Origin of the sequence: Bradyrhizobium genosp. A (genome assembly GCF_049949275.1) — a bacterium.
Lineage (GTDB): Bacteria > Pseudomonadota > Alphaproteobacteria > Rhizobiales > Xanthobacteraceae > Bradyrhizobium.
On the sequence record NZ_CP188196.1, the window covers coordinates 5,196,708 to 5,220,389 of the forward strand.

Annotated in this window: 31 protein-coding genes; 1 reads left to right on the forward strand and 30 read right to left on the reverse strand. The window is 62.7% G+C overall.

Annotated features, from left to right (window positions below):
- Positions 1-100 precede the first annotated feature (100 nt).
- From ACP2YP_RS24275 to rpsL, 28 genes are all read right to left on the reverse strand, one after another.
- Complete coding sequence (locus tag ACP2YP_RS24275) at positions 101-967, reverse strand: adenylate kinase (protein ID WP_426418843.1); 867 nt, start codon at positions 965-967, stop codon at positions 101-103.
- A complete protein-coding gene (locus tag ACP2YP_RS24280; protein ID WP_426418844.1) occupies positions 964-2,169 on the reverse strand; it encodes a preprotein translocase subunit SecY in 1,206 nt (401 codons plus the stop codon). The genes ACP2YP_RS24275 and ACP2YP_RS24280 overlap by 4 nt, the downstream gene beginning before the upstream one ends.
- A gap of 13 nt (positions 2,170-2,182) precedes the next feature.
- Positions 2,183-3,514 carry a preprotein translocase subunit SecY gene (gene secY / locus ACP2YP_RS24285; protein ID WP_426418845.1) on the reverse strand — a complete coding sequence of 444 codons (1,332 nt, stop codon included), beginning with the start codon at positions 3,512-3,514 and terminating at the stop codon, positions 2,183-2,185.
- A 150-nt stretch (positions 3,515-3,664) separates the two neighbouring features.
- Positions 3,665-4,150, reverse strand: coding sequence for a 50S ribosomal protein L15 (rplO, locus tag ACP2YP_RS24290; protein ID WP_426418846.1), 486 nt, complete (start codon positions 4,148-4,150; stop codon positions 3,665-3,667).
- Positions 4,151-4,225: 75 nt separating this feature from the next.
- Entirely contained in the window at positions 4,226-4,420 is a 195-nt protein-coding gene (gene rpmD, locus ACP2YP_RS24295) for a 50S ribosomal protein L30 (RefSeq protein ID WP_011088137.1), read from the reverse strand.
- Positions 4,421-4,445: 25 nt separating this feature from the next.
- A complete protein-coding gene (gene rpsE / locus ACP2YP_RS24300) occupies positions 4,446-5,036 on the reverse strand; it encodes a 30S ribosomal protein S5 (protein ID WP_426418847.1) in 591 nt (196 codons plus the stop codon).
- Positions 5,037-5,080: 44 nt separating this feature from the next.
- Positions 5,081-5,443: a 50S ribosomal protein L18 gene (gene rplR, locus ACP2YP_RS24305; protein ID WP_275194687.1), complete on the reverse strand. Its 363-nt coding sequence runs from the start codon at positions 5,441-5,443 to the stop codon at positions 5,081-5,083.
- Between the two features lie 11 nt (positions 5,444-5,454).
- Positions 5,455-5,988: a 50S ribosomal protein L6 gene (gene rplF / locus ACP2YP_RS24310; RefSeq protein ID WP_027549201.1), complete on the reverse strand. Its 534-nt coding sequence runs from the start codon at positions 5,986-5,988 to the stop codon at positions 5,455-5,457.
- A gap of 16 nt (positions 5,989-6,004) precedes the next feature.
- Positions 6,005-6,403, reverse strand: coding sequence for a 30S ribosomal protein S8 (gene rpsH / locus ACP2YP_RS24315; RefSeq protein ID WP_426418848.1), 399 nt, complete (start codon positions 6,401-6,403; stop codon positions 6,005-6,007).
- A 14-nt stretch (positions 6,404-6,417) separates the two neighbouring features.
- On the reverse strand, positions 6,418-6,723 hold the full coding sequence (gene rpsN / locus ACP2YP_RS24320; protein WP_426418849.1) for a 30S ribosomal protein S14: 306 nt from the start codon (positions 6,721-6,723) through the stop codon (positions 6,418-6,420).
- A gap of 46 nt (positions 6,724-6,769) precedes the next feature.
- Entirely contained in the window at positions 6,770-7,327 is a 558-nt protein-coding gene (rplE, locus tag ACP2YP_RS24325) for a 50S ribosomal protein L5 (protein WP_234678973.1), read from the reverse strand.
- On the reverse strand, positions 7,320-7,634 hold the full coding sequence (gene rplX, locus ACP2YP_RS24330) for a 50S ribosomal protein L24 (RefSeq protein ID WP_426418850.1): 315 nt from the start codon (positions 7,632-7,634) through the stop codon (positions 7,320-7,322). Before rplX ends, rplE begins: the two co-directional genes overlap by 8 nt.
- Positions 7,634-8,002 (reverse strand): 50S ribosomal protein L14, encoded by a 369-nt coding sequence (rplN, locus tag ACP2YP_RS24335; RefSeq protein WP_008549246.1) that lies wholly within the window; start codon positions 8,000-8,002, stop codon positions 7,634-7,636. The genes rplX and rplN overlap by 1 nt, the downstream gene beginning before the upstream one ends.
- Positions 8,003-8,086: 84 nt before the next feature.
- Entirely contained in the window at positions 8,087-8,335 is a 249-nt protein-coding gene (rpsQ, locus tag ACP2YP_RS24340) for a 30S ribosomal protein S17 (RefSeq protein WP_027535298.1), read from the reverse strand.
- 13 nt (positions 8,336-8,348) lie between these two features.
- Complete coding sequence (rpmC, locus tag ACP2YP_RS24345; protein ID WP_094895733.1) at positions 8,349-8,555, reverse strand: 50S ribosomal protein L29; 207 nt, start codon at positions 8,553-8,555, stop codon at positions 8,349-8,351.
- A 5-nt stretch (positions 8,556-8,560) separates the two neighbouring features.
- Positions 8,561-8,974, reverse strand: coding sequence for a 50S ribosomal protein L16 (gene rplP, locus ACP2YP_RS24350; RefSeq protein WP_063982581.1), 414 nt, complete (start codon positions 8,972-8,974; stop codon positions 8,561-8,563).
- A gap of 31 nt (positions 8,975-9,005) precedes the next feature.
- Positions 9,006-9,725: a 30S ribosomal protein S3 gene (rpsC, locus tag ACP2YP_RS24355; protein ID WP_027535295.1), complete on the reverse strand. Its 720-nt coding sequence runs from the start codon at positions 9,723-9,725 to the stop codon at positions 9,006-9,008.
- An 18-nt stretch (positions 9,726-9,743) separates the two neighbouring features.
- Complete coding sequence (rplV, locus tag ACP2YP_RS24360; RefSeq protein ID WP_426418851.1) at positions 9,744-10,133, reverse strand: 50S ribosomal protein L22; 390 nt, start codon at positions 10,131-10,133, stop codon at positions 9,744-9,746.
- A 10-nt stretch (positions 10,134-10,143) separates the two neighbouring features.
- On the reverse strand, positions 10,144-10,422 hold the full coding sequence (gene rpsS / locus ACP2YP_RS24365; RefSeq protein ID WP_008136357.1) for a 30S ribosomal protein S19: 279 nt from the start codon (positions 10,420-10,422) through the stop codon (positions 10,144-10,146).
- A 12-nt stretch (positions 10,423-10,434) separates the two neighbouring features.
- Positions 10,435-11,268, reverse strand: a complete 834-nt coding sequence (rplB, locus tag ACP2YP_RS24370) for a 50S ribosomal protein L2 (protein WP_200473583.1) — start codon at positions 11,266-11,268, stop codon at positions 10,435-10,437.
- 12 nt (positions 11,269-11,280) lie between these two features.
- Positions 11,281-11,583 carry a 50S ribosomal protein L23 gene (locus ACP2YP_RS24375; protein ID WP_195803897.1) on the reverse strand — a complete coding sequence of 101 codons (303 nt, stop codon included), beginning with the start codon at positions 11,581-11,583 and terminating at the stop codon, positions 11,281-11,283.
- Complete coding sequence (gene rplD / locus ACP2YP_RS24380; protein WP_011088150.1) at positions 11,580-12,200, reverse strand: 50S ribosomal protein L4; 621 nt, start codon at positions 12,198-12,200, stop codon at positions 11,580-11,582. The genes ACP2YP_RS24375 and rplD overlap by 4 nt, the downstream gene beginning before the upstream one ends.
- Before the next feature lies 1 nt (position 12,201).
- Complete coding sequence (gene rplC, locus ACP2YP_RS24385) at positions 12,202-12,918, reverse strand: 50S ribosomal protein L3 (protein WP_128951221.1); 717 nt, start codon at positions 12,916-12,918, stop codon at positions 12,202-12,204.
- A 53-nt stretch (positions 12,919-12,971) separates the two neighbouring features.
- Positions 12,972-13,280, reverse strand: coding sequence for a 30S ribosomal protein S10 (gene rpsJ, locus ACP2YP_RS24390; protein ID WP_002712302.1), 309 nt, complete (start codon positions 13,278-13,280; stop codon positions 12,972-12,974).
- Between the two features lie 81 nt (positions 13,281-13,361).
- On the reverse strand, positions 13,362-14,552 hold the full coding sequence (gene tuf / locus ACP2YP_RS24395) for an elongation factor Tu (RefSeq protein WP_195803894.1): 1,191 nt from the start codon (positions 14,550-14,552) through the stop codon (positions 13,362-13,364).
- Between the two features lie 40 nt (positions 14,553-14,592).
- A complete protein-coding gene (gene fusA / locus ACP2YP_RS24400) occupies positions 14,593-16,665 on the reverse strand; it encodes an elongation factor G (protein ID WP_426418852.1) in 2,073 nt (690 codons plus the stop codon).
- Between the two features lie 30 nt (positions 16,666-16,695).
- Entirely contained in the window at positions 16,696-17,166 is a 471-nt protein-coding gene (rpsG, locus tag ACP2YP_RS24405) for a 30S ribosomal protein S7 (RefSeq protein WP_041748231.1), read from the reverse strand.
- Positions 17,167-17,181: 15 nt separating this feature from the next.
- Positions 17,182-17,553 carry a 30S ribosomal protein S12 gene (gene rpsL, locus ACP2YP_RS24410; protein WP_007603006.1) on the reverse strand — a complete coding sequence of 124 codons (372 nt, stop codon included), beginning with the start codon at positions 17,551-17,553 and terminating at the stop codon, positions 17,182-17,184.
- Positions 17,554-18,237: 684 nt separating this feature from the next.
- On the opposite strand from rpsL, the gene ACP2YP_RS24415 reads away from it, so the two are divergent.
- Positions 18,238-19,494, forward strand: coding sequence for an FAD-dependent oxidoreductase (locus tag ACP2YP_RS24415; RefSeq protein WP_426418853.1), 1,257 nt, complete (start codon positions 18,238-18,240; stop codon positions 19,492-19,494).
- Here ACP2YP_RS24415 and ACP2YP_RS24420 read toward each other — a convergent pair.
- Together ACP2YP_RS24420 and ACP2YP_RS24425 are read right to left on the reverse strand one after the other, a co-directional pair.
- Entirely contained in the window at positions 19,404-21,440 is a 2,037-nt protein-coding gene (locus ACP2YP_RS24420; protein ID WP_426418854.1) for an ABC transporter ATP-binding protein, read from the reverse strand. The genes ACP2YP_RS24415 and ACP2YP_RS24420 overlap by 91 nt on opposite strands.
- Before the next feature lie 135 nt (positions 21,441-21,575).
- Complete coding sequence (locus ACP2YP_RS24425; protein WP_426418855.1) at positions 21,576-23,639, reverse strand: FAD-dependent oxidoreductase; 2,064 nt, start codon at positions 23,637-23,639, stop codon at positions 21,576-21,578.
- Positions 23,640-23,682 lie beyond the last annotated feature (43 nt).

A 23,682-nucleotide genomic window follows, 5' to 3' on the forward strand; every position in this document is an offset into this window, starting at 1 on the left:
ACGCCCACCCCTGGTCTTCCTGGGGCCCGGCATCGTTTGAAACTATCCGACTTGGATGCGGGGCTTATTAAGGGATTCAGGGGGCTTTCGTCAACCGCCGCTAGCGCTTGGCTCGCTTTTTCGTGACCTTTTTTGGACTCTTCTTCGAACCTTTTTTGACGGCCTTTTTGGCGGTCTTTTTGACCGTTTTCTTGGCTGTCTTCTTGGTCGCCTTGTTGGCGCTCGTCACGGCGTTTTTGGCTGATTTAGCCGATTTTGCAGCCTTTTTGGCCGCCTTCGCTGGCCTTTTGGCCGTTTTCTTCGCTGCCTTAGCCTGCTTGGCCCCCGTCTTGGCAGGTGACGCCTTGGCCGCGCTGCGGGCATGGCTCTTGGGTTCAACCGCGCCGAGCGCCAGCAGCTGGCGGTGGATGGCGCGGGTGACCTCGTCGATGGCCATCATGCCGTCGATGGTGGAGAGCTTGCGACGCTCGGAATAGTAGTGAATCAGCGGTTCAGTCTGGCTGCGGTAGCTGGCTAACCGCTTGGTCAGGACCTCCGGGGTGTCGTCGACCCGGACCTCCTCCCCGCGCTCCCGCATCTGGGCGACACGGGCCTCGACGCGGCTCAGCAGCGCGCTCTCGTTGACGCGGAGCTCGATCACCGCATCGAGCTTGAGATGCTTGTGCTTGAGCAGTTCGTCCAGCGCCTCGGCCTGCGGCACGGTGCGGGGGAAACCGTCGAGGATGAAACCGTTCTTCGCGTCCGGCTGGTCGATACGATCGGAGATGATCCCCACCACGATCTCGTCGGGCACGAGCCCGCCGCTGGCCATGATCTCCTTGGCCTTCAGCCCAACCGGCGTTCCCGCCGCAACGGCTGCACGCAACATTTCGCCGGTCGAGAGCTGGACGATGCCATAGCGCTGCACCAGCAGCTGCGCCTGGGTCCCCTTGCCCGATCCCGGCGGTCCCAGAAGTATAATTCTCATCGGCGTACGCCCCCCGGATTGGTGAGCGATACGTCGCGCACCTGTGTTTGAAGATCGAGAATAGTGCAAATCACAATCAGCGCCGCACCACCACCAATTTTGTAATGTAGCCCATTCCCGTAGGCCAAGAACATCTCCGGAATCAGCGAAATCCCCGTCAGATAGGCGGCGCCGACGACGGTGATCGACGACACCACGCGGTCGAGATAGGTGGCCGTTGCCTCGCCCGGCATGACGCTTGGAATCACGCCGCCCAACCTGACAAGCGATTCGGCAGCATGGTCGGGGTCGACGACAAAGGCGGTGTAGACGAAGGCGAGCGCGAACACGACGATCGATCCGAGAACGATGTGAGCCTGCTCGCCGAACTGGAGATGCGCCTCTATAGTCTCGAGCCAGGGTGCATCGGCACCAAAGATGAAGCCGGCAAAAGCCAGCGGCAGGGAGATCATCCAGGGCGCTACGGTCACGGGCAGCAGGTAGCCGGCACTGTTGATCTTGATGGGCAGCACTGCTGAACTCGACGGCAGCGTGCGCTCCCCGATGCGACGTGCGACAAACTGCACGGGAACATTTCGCCGCGCGCATTCGATGAAGACAATCAAGGCGACCAGCACGACCAGGAAGATAGTGCTGCCCAGCAAGAGATTGCCGGAGATCGCGCCCCGCCGCAGCTGAGAAAGGAGGGTCGCAGCCTCGGACGGTAGCGAAGCAAGGATGCCAACGCTCAGAATGAGCGCAAGGCCGTTGCCGATTCCGTGGCGCGTGATCTGTTCGCTAAGCCAGACCAGGAAGAACACGCCACCGACCAGCGAGGCCGTCGCGGTCAGCACGAACCAATCGCCCGGATCCGCGACGACCAATCCCGGCATGTGCTGCATGGCGAAGGCAATACCGAAGGCCTGGAACGCAGCGAGAAGTAATGTCAGGGCAAGGGTGATACGCGCGAACTTGCGCCGTCCGACCTCGCCCGACCGTTCGAGCGCCCTCAACCTGCGCCACACCACAGCAACAAGCTGGACGATGATCGCGGCAGTCAGATAGGGAACCAGAGACAGCGAGAAAATCGAAAGCAGCGCGATCCTGTCCGTCGCCAGCCCGCTATGGATCGCGACTCCCGCGACGGGAATCTGACAACCGAGCCTATAAACGAGAAGCGCGCCGATCGTGATAGCGATGCGGCGCGCGAACTCGGTCGTCATCTTGCGAAGGGCTCTACCTGCGGCGGCCCCGGAGCTTCGATTTGCGGATCAGGCCTTCATACTGATGGGCGAGCAGATAGCCCTGCACCTGCGCCACCGTGTCCATGGTGACGCTGACCACGATCAGCAGCGAGGTGCCCCCGAAGTAGAACGGCACCGAGGCATAGGAGATCAGGATTTCCGGGATCAAGCAGACGATCGCTAGATAAATCGCACCGAGCACGGTGATGCGCGACAGCACGTAGTCGATATATTCCGCGGTGCGCTCGCCCGGACGGATGCCCGGGACGAAGCCGCCATGCTTCTTCAGATTGTCCGCGGTCTCGGTCGGGTTGAACACGATCGCGGTGTAGAAGAAGGCGAAGAACACGATCAGCGCGAGATAGAGGATCAGGAACAGCGGCCGGCCGTGGCCGAGCTGGGTGGTGATCCACTGGAACCATTCCGGCCCACGGCCCGCGTTGAAGTTCGCAACCGTGGTCGGCAGCAACAGCAGCGAGGACGCGAAGATCGGCGGGATCACGCCGGAGGTGTTGAGCTTGAGCGGCAGATGCGAGGACTGGCCCTCGAACATCTTGTTGCCGACCTGGCGCTTCGGATACTGGATCAGGAGCCGGCGCTGGGCACGCTCCATGAACACGATGAAGGCGATCACGGCGACCGCCATCACGATCACGACCAGGATCAGGCCGGTCGACATCGCGCCCTGACGGCCGAGCTCGAGCATGTTGGCGAGCGCCGCCGGCAGCTCGGCGACGATGCCGGAGAGAATGATCAGCGAGATGCCGTTGCCGATGCCGCGCGAGGTGATCTGCTCGCCCAGCCACATCAGGAACATGGTGCCGCCGGTCAGCGTGATCGCGGTGGAGAGACGGAAGAACATGCCGGGGTCGCTGACGACGTTGCCGGCGCCTTCGAGGCCGACTGCGATGCCGTAGGACTGGAACGCGGCCAGGATCACCGTGAGATAGCGGGTGTACTGGTTCAGCGTCTTGCGGCCCGCCTCGCCTTCCTTCTTCAGCGCCTCGAGCTGCGGCGAGACGGTGGTCAGGAGCTGGATGATGATCGAGGCCGAGATGTACGGCATGATGTTCAGCGCGAAGATCGCCATGCGGTGGATGCCGCCGCCGGCGAACATGTTGAACATGCCGAGAATGCCGCCCGCCTGCGAGCGGAACACCTGCTCCCAGATGTTGGGATCGATGCCGGGCAGCGGGATGTAGGTGCCGAGCCGATAAACCAGCAGCGCACCCAGGGTGAACCAGATGCGCTTCTTCAGTTCGTCGGCCTTGGCGAACGCGCCGAAATTGAGGTTGGCTGCCAGTTGTTCCGCTGCTGAGGCCATATTGGACTTTCTCCCGCCGCCTTTTGCGCCGTCATACCCGCGGCCGGGCTAACCTAGCGGACGCCGGACATTATCTGGGGCTTCGGCTTCGATAAGTCCATCGTCCCGAATGCGCAAAGGCCCGCGAGGCGCGGGCCAATGACGCAGTTGTTACGCCGCCTCGCCTTCTTCCTTGGCAGGCGCGAGGATCTTCACCGAGCCGCCGGCCTTCTCGACCGCTTCGATCGCGGTCTTCGTGGCGCCATGGACTTCGATGTTGAGCTTGGCCTTGAGCTCGCCACGGCCGAGCAGCCGCAGACCACCCTTGGGGCGGCGGAGCACGCCGGCCTTCACCAGTACCTCGACGTTCACGACGCTGCCAGCATCGACCTTCTTGGCATCGACCGCGTCCTGGAGCCGGTCGAGATTGATCTCGGCGAACTCGACGCGGAAGATGTTGTTGAAGCCGCGCTTGGGCAGACGGCGATGCAACGGCATCTGACCGCCTTCGAAACCCTTGATGCGCACGCCCGAACGCGCGGTCTGGCCCTTGCCACCGCGGCCGGACTGCTTGCCCTTGCCCGAACCAATGCCACGGCCGACGCGCATGCGCTTCTTGCGCGAGCCGGCGTTGTCGGCGATATCGCTGAGCTTCATCGCCCTGCTCCTTGTGTTTTGCGCATGATCTGGTCCGAAAACCGGTATCCACTTTTCGGGATCATGCGCGCAATTTTACTTCTCGTCGACAATGCGAACGAGATGGTGAACCTTTTCGATCATGCCGCGGACCGCCGGGGTATCCGGCAGTTCGCTGGTGCGGCCGATCTTGTTGAGCTTGAGCCCGATCAGCGTCGAACGCTGCGAGTGATGGCGGCGGATCGCGCTGCCGGTCTGCTCAAGCTTGATCGTCTTTGCGGCCTTGGCCATCGTGGTCTACTCCGAAAAGCGTTCGTTAGTCCGCAGCCGCCTCGACATCGCCGCCGACGCGACGACCCTGAAGGGTGGACACCTTGATGTTGCGGCGCGCCGCGACCGAACGCGGGCTGTCCTGATGCTTCAGCGCATCGAAGGTCGCGCGAACCATGTTGTACGGGTTCGACGAGCCGATCGACTTCGCCACCACGTCCTGGACACCGAGCGTCTCGAACACGGCGCGCATCGGACCGCCGGCGATGATGCCGGTACCGGCGGGAGCTGCACGCAGGTAGACACGACCCGCGCCATGACGGCCGGCGATGTCGTGATGCAGCGTGCGGCCCTCGCGCAGCGAGACGCGGGTCAGGTTGCGCTTGGCGGACTCGGTGGCCTTGCGGATCGCCTCAGGCACCTCGCGCGCCTTGCCGTGACCGAAGCCGGCGCGGCCCTTCTGATCGCCGATCACGACCAGCGCTGCAAAACCGAAGCGCTTGCCGCCCTTGACGACCTTGGCCACGCGGTTGATGTGGACGAGCTTGTCGACGAACTCGCTGTCGCGCTCCTCGCGCTGCTGGCGGTCACGTCCGCCGCGTTGATCGCGTCCACCACGTTGTTCGCGTTCTGCCATTTTTCCAATCCTTCAGAGGCTTGCGCCTCAATCCTCAAATTCTGTTAGAAGCTCAGCCCGCTCTCGCGCGCAGCGTCGGCAAGAGCCTTGACGCGCCCGTGGTAGAGGTAGCTGCCGCGATCGAACACGACTTCCTTGACGCCCTTCTCCGCTGCCCGCTCGGCCAGCAGCTTCCCGACCGCCTTCGCCGCATCCATGTCGGCGCCGGTCTTGCCGCCGTCGCGCATCGATTTCTCGAGCGACGAGGCAGAGGCCAGCGTCTCGCCCTTCAGGTCATCAATGACCTGGGCGTAGATGTGCTTGGACGAACGGAACACCGACAGGCGCGGACGGCCGCCACCGGAGCGGCGCAACTTGAGCCGCACACTCCGCTTGCGCCGGGCATTCGTAACCTTGGCTTTCGACATGACCGGCTCCGTTACTTCTTCTTGCCTTCCTTGCGGAAGATGAATTCGCCAACATACTTCACGCCCTTGCCCTTGTAGGGCTCCGGCGGACGATAGGAGCGAATCTCGGCGGCGACCTGGCCGACACGCTGGATGTCGCTGCCCGTCACCGTGATCTCGGTCGGCTTCGGCACGGTGATCGTGATCCCTTCCGGGATCGCATAGACCACGTCGTGGCTGTAGCCGAGCGCGAGCTGCAGGTTCTTGCCCTGCATTGCGGCGCGGTAACCGACGCCGGTGATTTCGAGCTTCTTCTCGAAGCCCTTGGTGACGCCTTCGACCAGATTCGCGACCTGGGCGCGAGCGGTGCCGTACAACGCCCGCGCGCGATTGGTCTCGACCCGCGGGTTCACCTTGACCTGGCCGTTCTCGAGCTTCACCTCGACGTCGTCATGGACGACGAACTGAAGCTGGCCCTTCGGCCCCTTCATCTTGACGGTCTGCCCGTCAACGGTCGCGGTCACACCGGACGGCACAGCAACAGGCCTTTTGCCAACACGTGACATGGATCAAAAATCCTTCTCAGAACACCGTGAAGAGGACTTCACCGCCCACGTTCGCTTCACGCGCACTGTGGTCGGCCATGATCCCCTTCGGCGTCGACAACACCGAAATACCGAGTCCGTTATTGACCCGCGGCAGGTTCTTCACCGAGGCGTAAACACGACGCCCGGGCTTGGAGACACGTTCGATCTCGCGGATGACGGGCTCGCCGTCGAAATACTTCAGCTCGATCTCGATCTCGTTGCGGCCCGAGGAATGCTCGAGCGTGGCGTAACCGCGGATGTAGCCCTCGCTCTTGAGCACCTCGAGGACGTTCTCGCGCATCTTCGAGCCGGGCGTGGAGACCTTGCTCTTGGCGCGCATCTGCGCGTTGCGGATACGTGTGATCAGATCGCTGATTGGATCGTGCGTAGACATCTAAACGACCCTCCTTACCAGCTCGACTTCACGAGGCCCGGGACCATGCCCTTGGAGCCAAGGTCGCGGAGCGCGATGCGGGACAGCTTGCTCTTGCGGTAGTTCGAGCGCGGGCGGCCCGACAGCTCGCAACGCAGACGGATGCGGGTGGCCGACGAATTGCGCGGCATCTCCGCAAGCTTCAGGGTCGCGGCAAACCGCTCCTCCATCGGCAGCGTCTTGTCGGCGATGATCGCCTTCAACCGCTCACGCTTCGGGGCGGCGTTCTTCACCATCCGCTTGCGCCGGTTGTTCTTCTCGACTGAACTCTTCTTTGCCATGCTTGGCTCCTGGGTATCCGCGTTTGAGAGGCTTTAGATCAGCGTCTCACTGCCGGAACGGGAAATTGAAAGCGGTCAACAAGGCCCTCGCCTCTTCGTCGGTCTTGGCCGTGGTGCAGACGGTGATGTCCATACCGCGGGCTTCCGTGACCTTGTCGAAGTCGATCTCGGGGAAAATGATATGCTCCTTGATGCCGAGCGAGTAGTTGCCGCGGCCGTCAAAGCTCTTCGGGTTCAGGCCGCGGAAGTCGCGGACGCGCGGCAGCGCGACCGTCACCAGGCGATCGATGAACTCGTACATACGGGCCTTGCGCAGCGTGACCTTGCAGCCGATCGGCTGATTTTCACGCAGCTTGAAGGTCGCGATCGCGATACGCGAATAGGTCACGATCGCCTTCTGGCCGGCGATCTGGGTCAGCTCGGCAGCGGCGGTCTCGGCCTTCTTGCGGTCGTTGACGGAATCGCCAACGCCCATGTTCAGCACGATCTTGTCCAGGCGCGGCACCTGCATGACGTTCTCATAACCGAACTTCTCGGTCATCGCCGTGCGGATCTTCGCGTCGTATTCCGCGCGCAGGCGCGGGGTGTAAGCGGCCTCAGCCATCGATCTCAGCTCCCGAGCTCTTGGCGATACGGATCTTCTTGCCGTCAGCCAAAATCTTGAATCCGACGCGCGTCGGCTTTCCGTCCTTGCCGACATACGCGATGTTGGACAGTTGGATCGGCGACTCCTTCGAGATGATGCCGCCCTCCTGGGCCTGCGTCTGCTTCTGGTGACGCTTGACCATGTTGATGCCGCGCACCAGCGCCGTGCCGGCGTCGGGGCGGACTTCGAACACTTCACCGGTGCGACCCTTGTCGCGACCGGTCAGCACGACGACCTTGTCGCCCTTGCGGATCTTCGCAGCCATCACAACACCTCCGGCGCGAGCGAAATGATCTTCATGTGGTTCTTGGCGCGCAGCTCGCGCGGCACGGGCCCAAAGATACGGGTACCGACCGGCTCGGCCTGGTTGTTGATCAGGACGGCGGCGTTGCGGTCGAAGCGGATGACCGAACCGTCAGCGCGGCGGATGTCCTTGCGGACACGCACCACGACGGCCTTCATCACGTCGCCCTTCTTCACCTTGCCACGCGGAATCGCTTCCTTGATCGAGACGACAATGATGTCGCCGATCGTGGCGTAGCGGCGCTTGGAGCCTCCGAGCACCTTGATACACATGACACGGCGTGCGCCAGAATTATCGGCCACGTCGAGGTTGGTCTGCATCTGAATCATTGATGCACCTCGTCCTCTTTCTCTTTGCGCCAGCCTAGCCGGCGCTCAACATTTCCCTGAAGTCAGTCGGCCAAAGCCAACAGATCAGGCGCTTTTCTTGTGTTCGCCCCGGATCACGATCCAGGACTTCAACTTCGAAATCGGCTTCGATTCCTCGATCCACACCATGTCGCCCGGCTTGAACTCGTTGTTCTCATCGTGCGCGTGGTAGTTCTTCGAACGGCGGATCGTCTTCTTGTAGATCGGATGCGTGAAGCGGCGATCGACGCGCACCACGACGGTCTTGGCAGTCTTGTCGCTGACGACCACGCCTTGCAAAGTACGTTTCGGCATATTCGTAAGCCCCTTACTTCTCTTTCGCGCGCTTCTGCGCGGCGACGGTCTTGATACGGGCGATGTCGCGGCGAGCCTCGCGCAGGCGCGAGGTGTTCTCGAGCTGCCCGGTGGCGCGCTGGAAGCGCAGGTTGAAGCGCTCCTTCTTCAGGTTCAGGACGGCGTCGTCCTGCTGGTCGGGGCTCATCGCGCGGATGTCTTCGATCTTCATCTGGGCCATGGCCATTACTCCGCAATGCGCTCGACGAAGCGCGTCTTGATCGGCAGCTTGGCGGCCGCCAGCGTCAGCGCTTCACGCGCCGTCTGGGTGTTGACGCCGTCGATCTCGAACAGCACCCGGCCCGGCTTGACCCGGGCGACCCACAGTTCCGGCGCACCCTTGCCGGAGCCCATGCGGACTTCGGCCGGCTTCTTCGACACCGGAACGTCGGGGAACACGCGGATCCAGACGCGGCCGGCACGCTTCATGTGGCGGGTCAGCGCGCGGCGGGCGGCCTCGATCTGGCGCGCGGTGACGCGCTCAGGCTCGGTGGCCTTCAGGCCGAACTGGCCGAATGCCAACGTCGCGCCCGAAGACGCAACGCCGTGGATGCGGCCCTTATGCGCCTTCCGGAACTTCGTTTTCTTAGGTTGCATCATGGCTTTAAGCCCTCAAATTCTCTGTGCTGGCTCAGGCCGCGTCACGGCGCTGACGGCCGCCACGATCGCCACCGCCACCGGTCTCGCCTTCGGCCATTCTCTTGTCCTGGGCCATCGGATCGTGCTCGAGGATCTCGCCCTTGAAGATCCAGACCTTGACGCCGCAGGTGCCGAAGGTCGTGAACGCGGTCGCAACGCCGTAGTCGATGTCGGCGCGCAGCGTGTGCAGCGGCACGCGACCTTCGCGGTACCACTCCATGCGCGCGATTTCCGCACCGCCCAGACGACCCGAGCAGTTGATGCGGATGCCTTCCGCGCCGAGACGCATCGCCGACTGAACGGCGCGCTTCATGGCGCGGCGGAATGCCACGCGGCGCTCGAGCTGCTGCGCGATCGACTCGGCCACCAGCGTCGCATCGAGCTCCGGCTTGCGGATCTCGACGATGTTGATGACGACGTCGGACGAGGTGATGTCCGCGACCTTCTTGCGAAGCTTGTCGATGTCGGCGCCCTTCTTGCCGATCACCACGCCCGGACGAGCCGAGTGGATGGTGACGCGGCACTTCTTGTGCGGACGCTCGATCACGATGCGGGCGACGGCCGCCTGCTTGAGTTCCTTGTGCAGGATCTCGCGGATCTTGACGTCTTCGTGCAGCAGCTTGCCGTATTCCTGCTTGCCGGCGAACCAGCGGGAATCCCAGGTCCGGTTGATGCCGAGACGCAGACCGATCGGATTGATCTTTTGACCCATCGTTTTCTCCTGCGACCCTTAAGCCGCTGCTGCTTCGGCTTCGACCTGACGAACAATGATCGTCAGCTGCGAAAATGGTTTGTAGACACGGCCCGAGCGGCCGCGGCCGCGAGCGGCAAAGCGCTTCATCACGAGGCCGTTGCCGACGAAGGCCTGCGACACGACGAGATCGTCAACGTCGAGGTCGTGGTTGTTCTCGGCATTGGCGATAGCCGATTCCAGGCACTTCTTCACGTCAACCGCGATCCGCTTGCGCGAAAACTGCAGGTCGGCGAGCGCAGCGGAAGCCTTCCGGCCGCGAATGAGCTGGGCGACCAGGTTGAGCTTCTGCGGGCTCACCCGCAGCATCCGGGCGACCGCCTTGGCCTCGTTCTCGGCGAGGCTCCGTTCGCGCTTAGGTTTGCTCATCGTTTAATCCTCAAGCCTTCTTGGCTTTCTTGTCCCCGGAGTGGCCATGGAAGGTCCGGGTCGGCGAGAACTCGCCGAACTTGTGACCGACCATTTCCTCGTTGACGGCCACCGGCACGTGCTTCTGACCGTTGTAAACGCCGAAGGTCAGGCCGACGAACTGCGGCAGGATCGTCGAGCGACGGCTCCAGATCTTGATGACGTCGTGACGGCCGGACGCGCGCGCGGCATCTGCCTTCTTGAGCAGAGAACCCTCGACGAACGGGCCTTTCCAGACTGAACGAACCATGTCCGGCGTTCCTTACTTCTTCCGCTTGTGGCGGCTTAGGAGAATGAATTTGTTGGTCGACTTGTTGGTACGGGTCTTCTTGCCCTTGGTCGGCTTGCCCCACGGAGTGACCGGGTGGCGACCGCCCGAGGTACGACCTTCACCACCGCCGTGCGGATGGTCGATCGGGTTCATCGAGACGCCGCGGTTGTGCGGCTTACGACCCAACCAGCGATTGCGGCCGGCCTTGCCGATCGAGGTGTTCATGTGATCGGGGTTCGACACCGCGCCGATCGTGCCGCGGCAACGGCCGTGCACCAGGCGCTGCTCGCCCGAGTTCAGGCGGATGATGACGTAATCCTGGTCGCGACCGACGAGCTGGGCGTAGGTGCCGGCGGAGCGGGCGAGCTGGCCGCCTTTCCCGATCTTGACCTCGATGTTGTGGATGATCGTGCCGACCGGCATGTTGCCGAGCGGCATGACGTTGCCCGGCTTCACGTCGACATAGTTGCCGGCGACGATGGTGTCACCCACGGCCAGGCGCTGCGGCGCCAGGATGTAGGCCTGCTCGCCGTCCTGATACTTGATCAGGGCGATGAAGCCGGTGCGGTTCGGATCGTATTCCAACCGCTCGACGGTCGCGGGAACATCGATCTTCTCACGCTTGAAGTCGACGGTGCGCAGCGTCCTCTTGTGACCACCACCGCGGAAGCGAACAGTGATGCGACCGGTGCTATTGCGGCCGCCCGAAGAGTGCTTGCCTTCGGTGAGCGCCTTGACCGGCTTGCCCTTGTAGAGCGCCGAACGATCGACCATGACCAGCTGGCGCTGGCCCGGCGTCGTGGGATTGAATGTCTTCAGTGCCATCGTCGTACGACCTTACAGACCGGTGGTGACGTCGATCCGGTGGCCCTCTTCGAGGGTCACGATCGCGCGCTTGGTGTTCGACTGCGAGCCGAGATTGCCGCGGAAGATCTTGGTCTTGCCCTTGCGGACCAGCGTGTTGACGCTCTTGACCTTGACGTCAAACAGCTTCTCGATCGCTTCCTTGATCTGCGGCTTGGTCGCCTTGGCGGCCACCTTGAACAGGACCTTGTTGTGCTCGGACGCCAGCGTCGCCTTTTCGGTGACGACCGGAGCGACGATCACGTCGTAATGGCGAGCCTCGATGTTCTTCGTCATTTGAAGCGCGCCTCCAGCGCATCGATGGCGGCCTTGGTCAGAACGAGCTTCTGACGGCGCAGGATGTCGTAGACGTTGATGCCCTGAATCGGCAGCACGTCCATATTCGGGATGTTGCGGGCCGCAGCGGCAAAGCCGTTGTTGAGCTCGGCGCCGTCGATGATCAGCGCGTTGGTCAAGCCGAGGCCCGAGAAGTGACCGAGCAGCGCCTTGGTCTTGGCGGCTTCCAGCGCGGCCTTGTCGATCACGAGCAGATCGCCGTCCTTGGCCTTGGCCGAGAGCGCATGCTTGAGAGCGAGCGCACGGACCTTTTTCGGCAGGTCGGTGGCGTGCGAACGCACGACCGGACCGAAGGCGCGACCGCCGCCGCGGAACTGCGGCACGCGGGCCGAGCCGTGACGAGCACCGCCGGTGCCCTTCTGCTTGTACATCTTCTTGCCGGTGCGCCAGATCTCGGCGCGGCCCTTGGCCTTGTGAGTGCCGGCCTGGCGCTTGTTGAGCTGCCACTGCACGCAACGCGCAATGATGTCCTGGCGCGGCTCAAGGCCGAAAATGGCGTCGGAAAGCTGGACCGAGCCGGCTTCCTTGCCCTCGAGGGTGGTGACCTTCAATTCCATCTCACGCACCCTCTTGCTGGGCCGCAGCCTCGGCTTCGCCGCCCGCAACCTTGAACTTGCCGGGCTTCGGAGCTTCCTTCGGCAACGGCTTCTTGACGGCGTCGCGCACGCGGATCCAGCCGCCTTTGGAGCCGGGAACGGCACCTTCGACGAGGATCAGGCCACGCTCGACATCGAGCTGAACGACGCGGAGGTTGAGCGTGGTAATGCGGTCGACACCCATGTGGCCGGGCATCTTCTTGTTCTTCCACGTCTTGCCGGGGTCCTGACGACCACCGGTCGAACCGATCGAACGGTGCGAAACCGACACACCGTGCGTGGCGCGCAGACCGCCGAAGTTCCAGCGCTTCATACCGCCGGCAAAGCCCTTACCGACCGAGGTGCCGGTGACGTCGACGAACTGGCCGACGACGAAGTGGTCGGCGAGGATCTCGGCGCCGACGGGGATCATGGCATCCGCGGAAACGCGGAATTCCTCGACCTGCCGCTTCGGCTCGACCTTGGCGACCGCGAACTGGCCGCGCTCTGCCTTGGGCATGTACACGGTCTTGCGGCTGCCAGAACCAAGCTGGAGCGCGACGTAACCGTTCTTCTCTTCAGTGCGGTGGCCTACGACCTGGCAATTGCCGAGCTTCAGCACGGTCACGGGGATATGTTCGCCGGCCTCTGTAAAGACCCGCGTCATCCCGACCTTTTGTGCGATCACTCCGGAGCGCATCGGCGTGCTTCCTGTTCTTTCTGTCCGCGAGGTGCGAACGTGATCCAAAAATCTTAGAGCTTGATCTCGACGTCGACACCGGCGGCCAGGTCGAGCTTCATCAAAGCATCGACGGTCTGCGGGGTCGGATCGACGATGTCGAGCAGGCGCTTGTGAGTGCGCATCTCGAACTGCTCGCGGCTCTTCTTGTCCACGTGCGGCGAACGGTTGACGGTGAACTTCTCGATGCGGGTGGGCAGCGGAATGGGTCCGCGGACCTGCGCACCGGTGCGCTTCGCCGTGTTCACGATCTCGCGGGTCGACGTATCGAGGATACGATGGTCGAACGCCTTGAGACGGATACGAATGTTTTGGCCGTTCATTGCCGTGGTCTCTCTTCGTTGGGTGGCGAATAGCGAATAGCGAATGTCACATTCGCTACTCGCCGATCCCTATTCTCGTAATTACTCGATGATCGAAGCGACGACGCCGGCGCCGACGGTGCGGCCACCTTCGCGGATCGCGAAGCGGAGCTTCTCTTCCATCGCGATCGGCACGATCAGGTGCACTTCCATCGCGATGTTGTCGCCCGGCATCACCATCTCGGTACCTTCCGGCAGATGCACGACACCGGTCACGTCGGTGGTGCGGAAGTAGAACTGCGGACGGTAGTTGGTGAAGAACGGGGTGTGGCGACCGCCCTCTTCCTTGGTGAGGATGTAAGCCTCAGCCTTGAACTTGGTGTGCGGCTTGACGGAACCCGGCTTGCACAGCACCTGGCCGCGCTCGACGTCTTCACGCTTGGTACCGCGGAGCAGCGCACCGATGTTGTCGCCGGCCTGGCCCTGATCGAGCAGCTTGCGGAACATTTCGACGCCGGTGACGGTGGTCTTCTGGGTGGCACGGAGACCGACGATCTCGATTTCCTCGCCGACCTTGACGATGCCGCGCTCGACACGGCCGGTCACGACGGTGCCGCGGCCCGAGATCGAGAACACGTCTTCAACCGGCATCAGGAACGGCTGGTCGATCGGACGTTCTGGCTGCGGGATGTACTCGTCGACATTCTGCATCAGCTCGAGGATGGCGTCGTGGCCGAGCTTCTTGTCGGAATCTTCGAGAGCGGCGAGCGCCGAACCCTTGATGATCGGAATCTTGTCGCCCGGGAAGTCGTACTTCGAGAGCAGCTCGCGGACTTCGAGCTCGACGAGCTCGAGCAGTTCCGGATCGTCGACCATGTCGCACTTGTTGAGGAACACGACGAGCGCGGGCACGCCGACCTGGCGGGCGAGCAGGATGTGCTCGCGGGTCTGCGGCATCGGGCCGTCAGCGGCCGACACGACCAGGATCGCACCGTCCATCTGGGCGGCGCCGGTGATCATGTTCTTCACGTAGTCGGCGTGGCCGGGACAGTCGACGTGGGCGTAGTGGCGGTTCTTGGTCTCATACTCGACATGCGCGGTCGAGATGGTGATGCCGCGCGCCTTCTCTTCCGGCGCCTTGTCGATCTGATCGTACGCCGTGAACGTCGCACCGCCGGTCTCGGCGAGGATCTTGGTGATCGCAGCCGTCAACGACGTCTTGCCATGGTCGACGTGACCGATGGTACCGATGTTGCAGTGCGGCTTGTTACGTTCAAACTTTGCTTTGGCCATTTGACTCTCCGTTCAATCGTCAGTTCGAGACCGACGACAATCAGGCAAACTTCTTCTGGACTTCTGCCGACACGTTAGCCGGCGCTTCTGCGTAGTGGTCGAACTGCATAGTGAAGGTCGCGCGACCCTGGCTCATCGAGCGCAGGTTATTCACGTAACCGAACATGTTCATGAGCGGCACCATCGCGTTGATGACGTTGGCGTTGCCGCGCATGTCCTGCCCCTGGATCTGACCGCGCCGGGAATTCAGGTCGCCGATGACCGAGCCGGTGTAGTCTTCCGGGGTCACCACTTCGACCTTCATGATCGGCTCGAGCAGGACTGACTTGCCCTTCTGCAGCGCTTCGCGGAAAGCCGCGCGCGATGCGATTTCGAAGGCGAGCGCCGACGAGTCGACGTCGTGATACTTGCCGTCGACGAGCTGAACCTTGACGTCGACCACGGGGAAGCCCGCGACCACGCCAGAGCTCATCACGCTGTTGAGACCCTTTTCGACGCCGGGGATGTATTCCTTCGGAACCGCACCGCCGACGATCTTGGACTCGAACTCGTAGCCCTTGCCGGGCTCGTTCGGCTCGACCACGATCGACACTTCCGCGAACTGACCGGTACCGCCGGTCTGCTTCTTGTGGGTGTACTTGACCTCGGCCTTCTTGGTGACGCGCTCACGGAACGCCACCTGCGGCGCGCCGATGTTCGCATCGACCTTGTAGGTGCGACGAAGAATGTCGACCTTGATGTCGAGATGGAGCTCGCCCATGCCCTTGAGGATGGTCTGGCCGGACTCCTGGTCGGTCGACACGCGGAAGGACGGATCCTCCGCAGCAAGCTTCGCCAGCGCGACGCCCAGCTTTTCCTGGTCGGCCTTGGACTTCGGCTCGATCGCGATCTCGATGACCGGCTCGGGGAATTCCATCTTTTCCAGGATCACCTGCTTGTCGGGATCGCACAGCGTGTCACCGGTGCGCGCTTCCTTCAGGCCGGCCAGCGCGACGATGTCGCCGGCATAGGCTTCCTTGATGTCTTCGCGGTTGTTCGCATGCATCAACAGCATGCGCCCGATGCGCTCCTTCTTCTCGCGCGTCGAGTTCACGACGCCGGTGCCGCTCTGCAGAACGCCGGAATAGATGCGGCAGAAGGTGATGGTGCCGACGAACGGGTCGTCCATGATCTTGAACGCGAGCAGCGCGAGCGGCTCCTTGTCGTCGGCCTTGCGCACGACCTCGTTGCCGCGATCGTCGGTGCCCTTGATCGCGGGCACGTCGATCGGCGACGGCAGGTAGTCGACGACGGCGTCGAGCAGCGGCTGCACGCCCTTGTTCTTGAAGGCCGAACCGCACAGCACGGGGTAGAACGCGCCGGTCAGCACCGCCTTGCGGATCAGCCGCTTCAGCGTCGCTTCGTCCGGCTCGTTGCCATCGAGGAAAGCAGCAAGCGCATCGTCGTCGAGCTCGACGGCGGCTTCCACCATCTTCTCGCGGTATTCCTTGGCCTGATCGACCATGTCTTCCGGAATGTCGACATAGTCGAACTTCGCGCCGAGCGATTCATCATTCCAGATGATGCCCTGCATCTTCACGAGGTCGACGAGACCCTTGAAGTTGTTCTCGGCACCGATCGGGAGCTGGATCGCGATCGGCTTGGCGCCGAGGCGGTCAACGATGTCGGCCAGGCACTTGAAGAAGTCGGCGCCGGTCTTGTCCATCTTGTTGGCGAAGACAATGCGCGGAACCTTGTACTTGTCGCCTTGACGCCAGACGGTCTCGGTCTGGGGCTCAACGCCCTGGTTCGAGTCGAGCACGCAGACAGCGCCGTCGAGCACGCGCAGCGAACGTTCGACTTCAATGGTGAAGTCGACGTGGCCGGGAGTGTCGATGATGTTCAGGCGCTTGCCGGCCCAGAACGCGGTGGTCGCAGCCGAGGTGATCGTGATGCCACGCTCCTGCTCCTGCTCCATCCAGTCCATCGTCGCGGCACCTTCGTGCACTTCGCCGATCTTGTGGCTCTTGCCGGTATAATAGAGGATGCGCTCGGTCGTCGTGGTCTTGCCGGCATCGATATGCGCCATGATACCGAAGTTGCGGTAATTCTCTATGGCATGAACGCGAGGCATGGGCTGTTCCTTAGATTCCGTGTTTCGCCGTTACCAGCGATAATGCGAGAAGGCGCGGTTGGCTTCCGCCATCCGGTGCACGTCTTCACGCTTCTTGACGGCGTTGCCACGGTTGTTCGATGCGTCCAGCAGCTCAGCCGAGAGCCGCTCGGTCATCGTCTTCTCGTTGCGCTCGCGCGCAGCCGAGATCAGCCAGCGAATGCCCAGCGCCTGCCGGCGCACCGAGCGAACTTCAACCGGAACCTGGTAGGTCGCACCGCCGACGCGGCGGGAGCGAACCTCGATCGTCGGCATGACGTTCTCGAGCGCCTGCTCGAACACGCCGAGCGGGCTCTGCTTGGTCTTGGCCTCGATGAGACCGAACGCACCGTAGACGATGCCTTCGGCGACCGACTTCTTGCCGGCGTACATCACCGAGTTCATGAACTTCGTGACGATGATGTTCCCGAACTTCGGATCGGGAAGAACTTCGCGCTTTTCCGCTGAGTGGCGACGAGACATTGAGCTGGTTCCCGCTTACTTCGGACGCTTGGCGCCGTACTTCGAACGACGCTGCTTACGGTTCTTGACGCCCTGGGTATCCAGAACGCCGCGGAGGATGTGGTAGCGCACGCCGGGCAAGTCCTTGACGCGGCCGCCGCGGATCATGACCACTGAGTGCTCCTGGAGGTTATGGCCTTCACCGGGGATGTAGCCGATCACCTCGAAGCCGTTGGTCAGGCGCACCTTGGCAACCTTACGAAGCGCCGAGTTCGGCTTCTTCGGGGTCGTGGTATAGACGCGGGTGCAAACACCACGCTTCTGCGGCGACTGCTGCAGCGCCGGCACCTTCTTGCGCGACTTCTGCACTTCACGCGGTTGAGCGATCAGCTGGTTGATCGTCGGCATCCTGGCCTTACCCTTTGTTATCGCAGCCCCTTGCGGGCCCGCTGTCTAGCCGCGGCCCGTTGCCGGGACCGCAAATTCTTTCGAGCTACCCGCCCGACAGGGCCGCCTCGCACGGAACAATCCGCACAAAGCGAAATCGCGCCAACCGCTCATCACTGAGTGGAAAGCGCTTCGACGCCACAGAGGACCGCAGTATTTAGGCCGAACAGCATAAAGCCGCGGCCCGCGCACTGAGGTCATGCATCCGAATTCGGCCTCAGGAGAACGTGCTCCAGAGGCCTAAAATCGCACTGGCATTGCCTAGCTATTATCGACAGCGTTTGAGCGGCATTCGTCGAGGTTGGTGCCCGTCTTTAACGACCCTTGGGGATCAAATCCCCTGAGGTCAACGGGTGGCCCGTTCCGACGTTGGCGATGCTCACCGCCTGTCGTCAAGTGAGGCGCTTTCTATAAGTGGGAATCGGTCAAGTCAAGGTGAAATGACTGTCAGAAAGCGCTTATCGCGCTTGAAGAAAAAGCCTCTTCGCCCTCTCTCCCCGCGCCTCCCCGATATGGGATCGAACGACCGGTTCCGCCAGCCTCGCGGGCACATTATACCCGGAAGAAATGTACTTTTATAACCAATGCTAAGGCTTTTTTTCCTGTTGATGCGTCAATCTGCCCTCTTCGGCAGAGACAAGCGCCATGCGGTACACCGACATTGCCATCATTGGCGGGGGACTTGCCGGCTCGACCGTCGCCGCGATGCTCGGGCGTGCCGGCATTTCGGCGGTGCTGATCGACCCGCATGAGACCTATCCGGCCGATTTTCGCGTCGAAAAACTCAGCGGTCACGGACAGGTCGATCGATTCCAGCGGACTGGAATCGCAGAATCAGTGCTGCGCCGCGCGACTTTCTCCGGTGAGAACTGGATCGCGCGGTTCGGGCATCTGCTCGACAAGGCGCCGAGCCAGCAGTTCAACATCCTTTACGATTCCCTGGTCAACGCGATCCGTGACGAGATTCCCGAAACCGTCGAGCGAATCTGGACCAAGGCAGTGTCGGTCGAGACCAGCCCGGAGCGCTCGAGAATCGCGCTCGCCAACGACGAGACGATCTCGGCCCGCCTGGTTGTGCTCGCCAACGGCCTGAATGTCGGCCTGCGCCACCAGCTCGGCATCACACGAAACATCATCAGCGCCTGCCATTCGATCTCGATCGGGTTCGACGTGGTGCCGGCCGGACGGAATTCGTTCGACTTCCCGGCAATGACCTATTTCTCGGAGCGGCCGAGCGACCGCATCCCTTACATCTCGCTGTTTCCGATCGGCACGCGGATGCGCGCCAATCTGTTCGTGTACCGCTGCTTTGACGATCCCTGGCTGCGCGAGCTGCGCCGCGCGCCGGCCGCGACGCTGGACGCCGCCCTGCCGCGGCTCAAGCGCATCACCGGCGCCTTCGACATTCCCGGCGAGCTGAAGATCCGCCCGGTCGATCTCTATGTGAACGATGCCAGCCATCAGGCCGGCGTGGTGCTGGCGGGCGATGCCTTCGCCACCTCCTGCCCCGTCGCCGGTACCGGTTGCGACAAAGTGTTCACCGACGTCGAGCGGCTCTGCAACGTCCACATCCCGCAATGGCTGGCATCCGATGGGATGGATGCGAACAAGATCGCCGCCTTCTACACCGACCCGGTCAAGCGGGCCTGCGATGAATGGTCGGCGGCGAAAGCCTTCGACTTCCGCTCGGTCTCGATTGCGACGAGCCCCTACTGGACCGCGCAGCGCTGGGCGCGCTTCCTGGCGTGGTCGAGCCAGGGCTTATTGCGGCGACTGGGAGGGGCGTTCCATCTGGAGCCGAATTTCCTCGGTCACTCCTCCTCGTCGTCCTCGTCCTCATCATCCTCGTCGAGGTCGTCCTCATCCTCGTCGTCGTCATCTTCGCTGTCATCGTCGGCCTGAGCGGCCGCGCCGTGCGGCTGGTGGATCTGGTCGTTCCACAGCTTGCGGTAGGTGCCGTTCTTGGCGAGCAGCTCGGCATGCGAGCCGCGCTCGATCGCCCTGCCCCCTGAAATCACGATGATCTCGTCCATCTCGACCACCGAGGTCAGGCGGTGGGTCGACCAGATCATCGTGCGGCCCTTGGCGACCTTCAGCAACGTGCGGTTGATCGCGGCCTCCGTGGTCTGGTCGAGCGCCGAGGTGGCTTCGTCGAGCAGCAGCACGGAGGGATTGCGGATGATGGCGCGTGCGATCGCGATGCGCTGGCGCTGGCCGCCCGAGAGCGTGTCGCCACGCTCGCCGACCGGGGTGTCGTAGCGCTGCGGCAGGCTCATGATGTAGCGGTGGATCTCGGCCTTCTTGGCGGCGTCCTCGACCTCCTCGTCGGTCGCGCCTTCCTTGCCGAGCCGGATGTTCTCTCGGATCGACATGTTGAACAGCATGTTCTCCTGGAACACCACCGCCATGCTCCTGCGCAGCGAATCCAGCGTCACCTTGCGGACGTCGACACCGTCGATCGTGACGCGGCCCTCGTTCGGCACGTAGAGCCGCAGGATCAGATTGAGCAGCGTGCTCTTGCCGGAGCCGGAAGGGCCGACGATGGCGATGCGCTTTCCCGCATTGAGCTTGAGGCTGAGATTGTCCAGCACCGGCGTCTGGCTGCCCTCGTACTGGAACGTCACGTGGTCGAAGGTGATGTCATGGGTGATGCGCGGCAGATCGGGCGCGCCGGGCCGATCGGCGCCGCGCGTGGGCTCGTCCAGCAACTCCTGGATGTGGCGGATCGCGGCGGCCGAGGAGATCGACACCGGAATGAAATGCATCACGTGGGCGATGTTGTAGGAGACCTCCCAGAACGCGCTCTCGAAGGTGACGAAGGTGCCGATGGTGATCTGGCCCTTGGTTGCGAGATAAGCGCCGATCGCGAGCACGACGAGGTGCAACAACAGCACCGAAATGGTGACCGTCCGCTCCACCATCGTCGACAGGAACCCGGCGGCCGCGATCCTGTTGCGGGTCTCGTCGTTGCGGAAATTGAAGAAGCCGAACATCCTGCGTTGCAGGCTGAACGCCTTGATCACGGCCTGCGCCGCGACGTTCTCCTGCACCATGCCGAGCAGCGCGCTTTCGTTGAGCTTCTGCTCGTAGTTCGCCTGCACCGCTTTCGGCGTCAGGATGCGCGGGCCGATCAGCGTGATCGGAAACACCAGCAGCGCAACCAGCGCGAGCTGCCAGTTCAGAAAAAACATCAGGATGATGCCGGCGAACAACTCCAGGAACGGAAGTGCTGCGCTGTTGACAAAGGTCTTGACCGAGCCTTCGAAGGCCGAGAGATCGACCGAGAAACGCGACAGGATCTCGCCGCGCTTGGTGCGGCCGAAATAGGCCGTCGGCAGATCCTGGACATGCTCGAACAGGCGCTTGCGGACGTCGGAGATGATGCAGGCGGCCAGCCGCGCGTCCCAGCGCTCGTACCAGACCGCGACGATCGAAGTGAAGATGCCGGCGGCCGCGAGCACGCCGAGGATCTTGTACAGCGCCTGGAAATCCTCCTCGCCGAGCGCGTCGTCGATCAGGAACTTCAGACTGAGCGGCATGATGACGTTGAACAGGGTCTCGACCGTAACGCCGAACGCCACATAGCCCAGGATGCGCTTGTAGTTGGACAGGAACGGCTTGACGAAGCCCAGGATGGTCGCGAGTGCGCCGGCGGCTTCGCGGGCGGTAAAGACGACGAGGTCCTCGTCTTCATCGTCGTCGAGCTCAAGCTCGTCGTCGTCCTCGTCTTCGTCGTCCTCGTCGTCTTCCAGCTCGGGCTCGTGACCCGCGGCGAGCTTGTCCTCGAGCTCGGCCGCCTCTTGTGCGGCGAGCTTCTGTTTGTCGGGAGAGAGAGGCTTGGACGTCATGAAACCAACCGATGCTGACGGCCGGCATGACCGCAGAGAAAGCAGGGACATAGCGGAACGCCGCTACTTCCGTCGATTCTATGCGATCAGGATCAATTCGGCAAAACAATTGCCGAATTCATCCGCCCTGTGATGCTAGTCGTCGTCGTCTTCGTGATCGACCTTGTCGAAGAAGGAATAACGCAAGGAGTCGGCGTCGGCATACCACTGCCCCGGCCCCTTGTTGGCGGCGAGCGTCGCCGCCCAGAGCGCGTCGGTGCAGTCATTACGGTGCATCGACAGATCGAAGCCATTGCCGAAGAACAGTTCGGACCATTCCCACCAGGTGCCGAGCTTCTTGACCCCGCGCAGCAGGTCGTAGCGGTCGATCACGACTGAGGCCATGTCCGAGGTGATCGAGCCGAACACGAGGCCGGTCTTGACCACGCGGTTCAACTCTCGGATCGCACGGACCACCTGCTTCGGGGCTACGTGGCAGAGGCTGGTCTCGAACACGTAGTCGAATGAGCCATCCTTGAACGGCATGTCCAGGATCGATCCCAGCTTGTTGTACTTCTTCAGCGCCTTCGGCGTCTTGGCGTGAATGGCGCGGTTGTTCTCGATGCCCCAGGCATCGATGCCACGCTCGCGCAGCGCGCCGACCAGCTCGCCGCTGGCGGAGCCCGCGACCAGGAGTTTTGCGCCCTTCGCCTTCCCCCAGACGATGCCGATCAGCTTTGCAAGGTAATCGGGATCGGTGAACTGCCGCCACACTTCGCTATAGGGGCCGACGCCGCGATAGTTCTCGAAATAGTCGCGGTCGATCTTGTCCGAGACTGGCTTGACGTCCTGGGCGTGCTCGCGGCGCAGCCGCATCATCTCGGTCAGGATGATGTCGGTCGCCGCGTCCGATGAGTCGAGCAGGCCGTTCAGCGTGGAGTCGAACAGATAATCGCCGACCACGACGATCCCGGGATGTTCCTTCGGCTCGGGCCGATGATTGGTCATGACGTCGCGCACGGGCAGACCACCCGGTATCGCGTTCACCGACGACAGCCAGCGGTGGATCTTGCCTTCCATGAAGTGCGCTCGCGCATCGCCGAGCGAGGCCGGCAGCGATTTCAGCGCGGCGTCGATCAGCTCCTGGTCCGACAAATTGGCGAACGCCAGCGCATCGGAGCCGGGAATGAGCCAGTTCAGGACGCCGTGCTTGCCAACGTCGTGGCGCGCGCCCTCGTTGTAGACGCAGCAGCCACCGAACGATTCCGACATGAACCAGGCGCCGGAAATCTTGTCACCCCAGAACGGGGAGTCGAACAGGATCGAGACGCGCAGATAGTGCGCGGGACGGTCAAAATAGGAGACGTGCTTGACCATCGACTTGCGCAGCTGCTCGCCTTCCCAGCCGAGGGTGGCGAGCCAGGAATGCGGCAGGCAGACCAGCACGAGATCGAAGTCGCGAGTCTCCGGACCCTTGCCGTTCATCATCTTGAGCTGGTAGCGGCCGGTCGACGCCTTGCCGACGGTGAGCACGCGGTGATTGAGCTGGATGTCGGCGTTGACCTCCGACTGCAGGCAGTCGATCAGCTGCTCGTTGCCGTTCTGGATGGAGTAGAGGCCGATATAGCCGTCGACATCCATCAGATAGTTCTTGAGGGCGTTGAGGCCGTTGGTGTTGTGGCTCTCGGTCGCGATATCGGAGCGCGCCATCACCTTGAAGAACCGCTTTGCGGTCGCGTCCTCGACCTCCTCGTCGAGCACCTGCTCGGCGGTCTTGTAGGCCCAGGGGTTCTCGTTGTCGTGCGCGCCGACGCCCTCGTAATATTCGATCGGCGTCATCGCCTCGGCGCAGCGCGCGCGGAACGCCTCGATCGCAACCGCTGTCTTGGCGCCGTATTTACGGCGCATGCCGGCGACGTCATCGAGCAGCTCGCCGCCGAACTGCACTTGCTCGGCGTCCATCGGAATCGTCTGCAGGCCGAAATGCTGGATCAGCTCGCGCAGCGGATCGGGACCCGTCATCGAGTAGTCGTAGATCTCGGCGACGCCGGCCTCGTACATCGCCGGCGCGGAATCGAATTTGCGCGTGACGATCTTGCCGCCGAGCCGATCGGAGGCTTCATAAATAGTGATGCGGCAGAGGTCGCCAAGCTTACGCTTCAGGTACCAGGCGCTCATCAGCCCGCCGGGGCCGCCGCCTACGATTGCGAGATCAAGCATGTAAGTTCCGTGGTCTCCGGCCCTGCCCCCGTCACGGGACCAC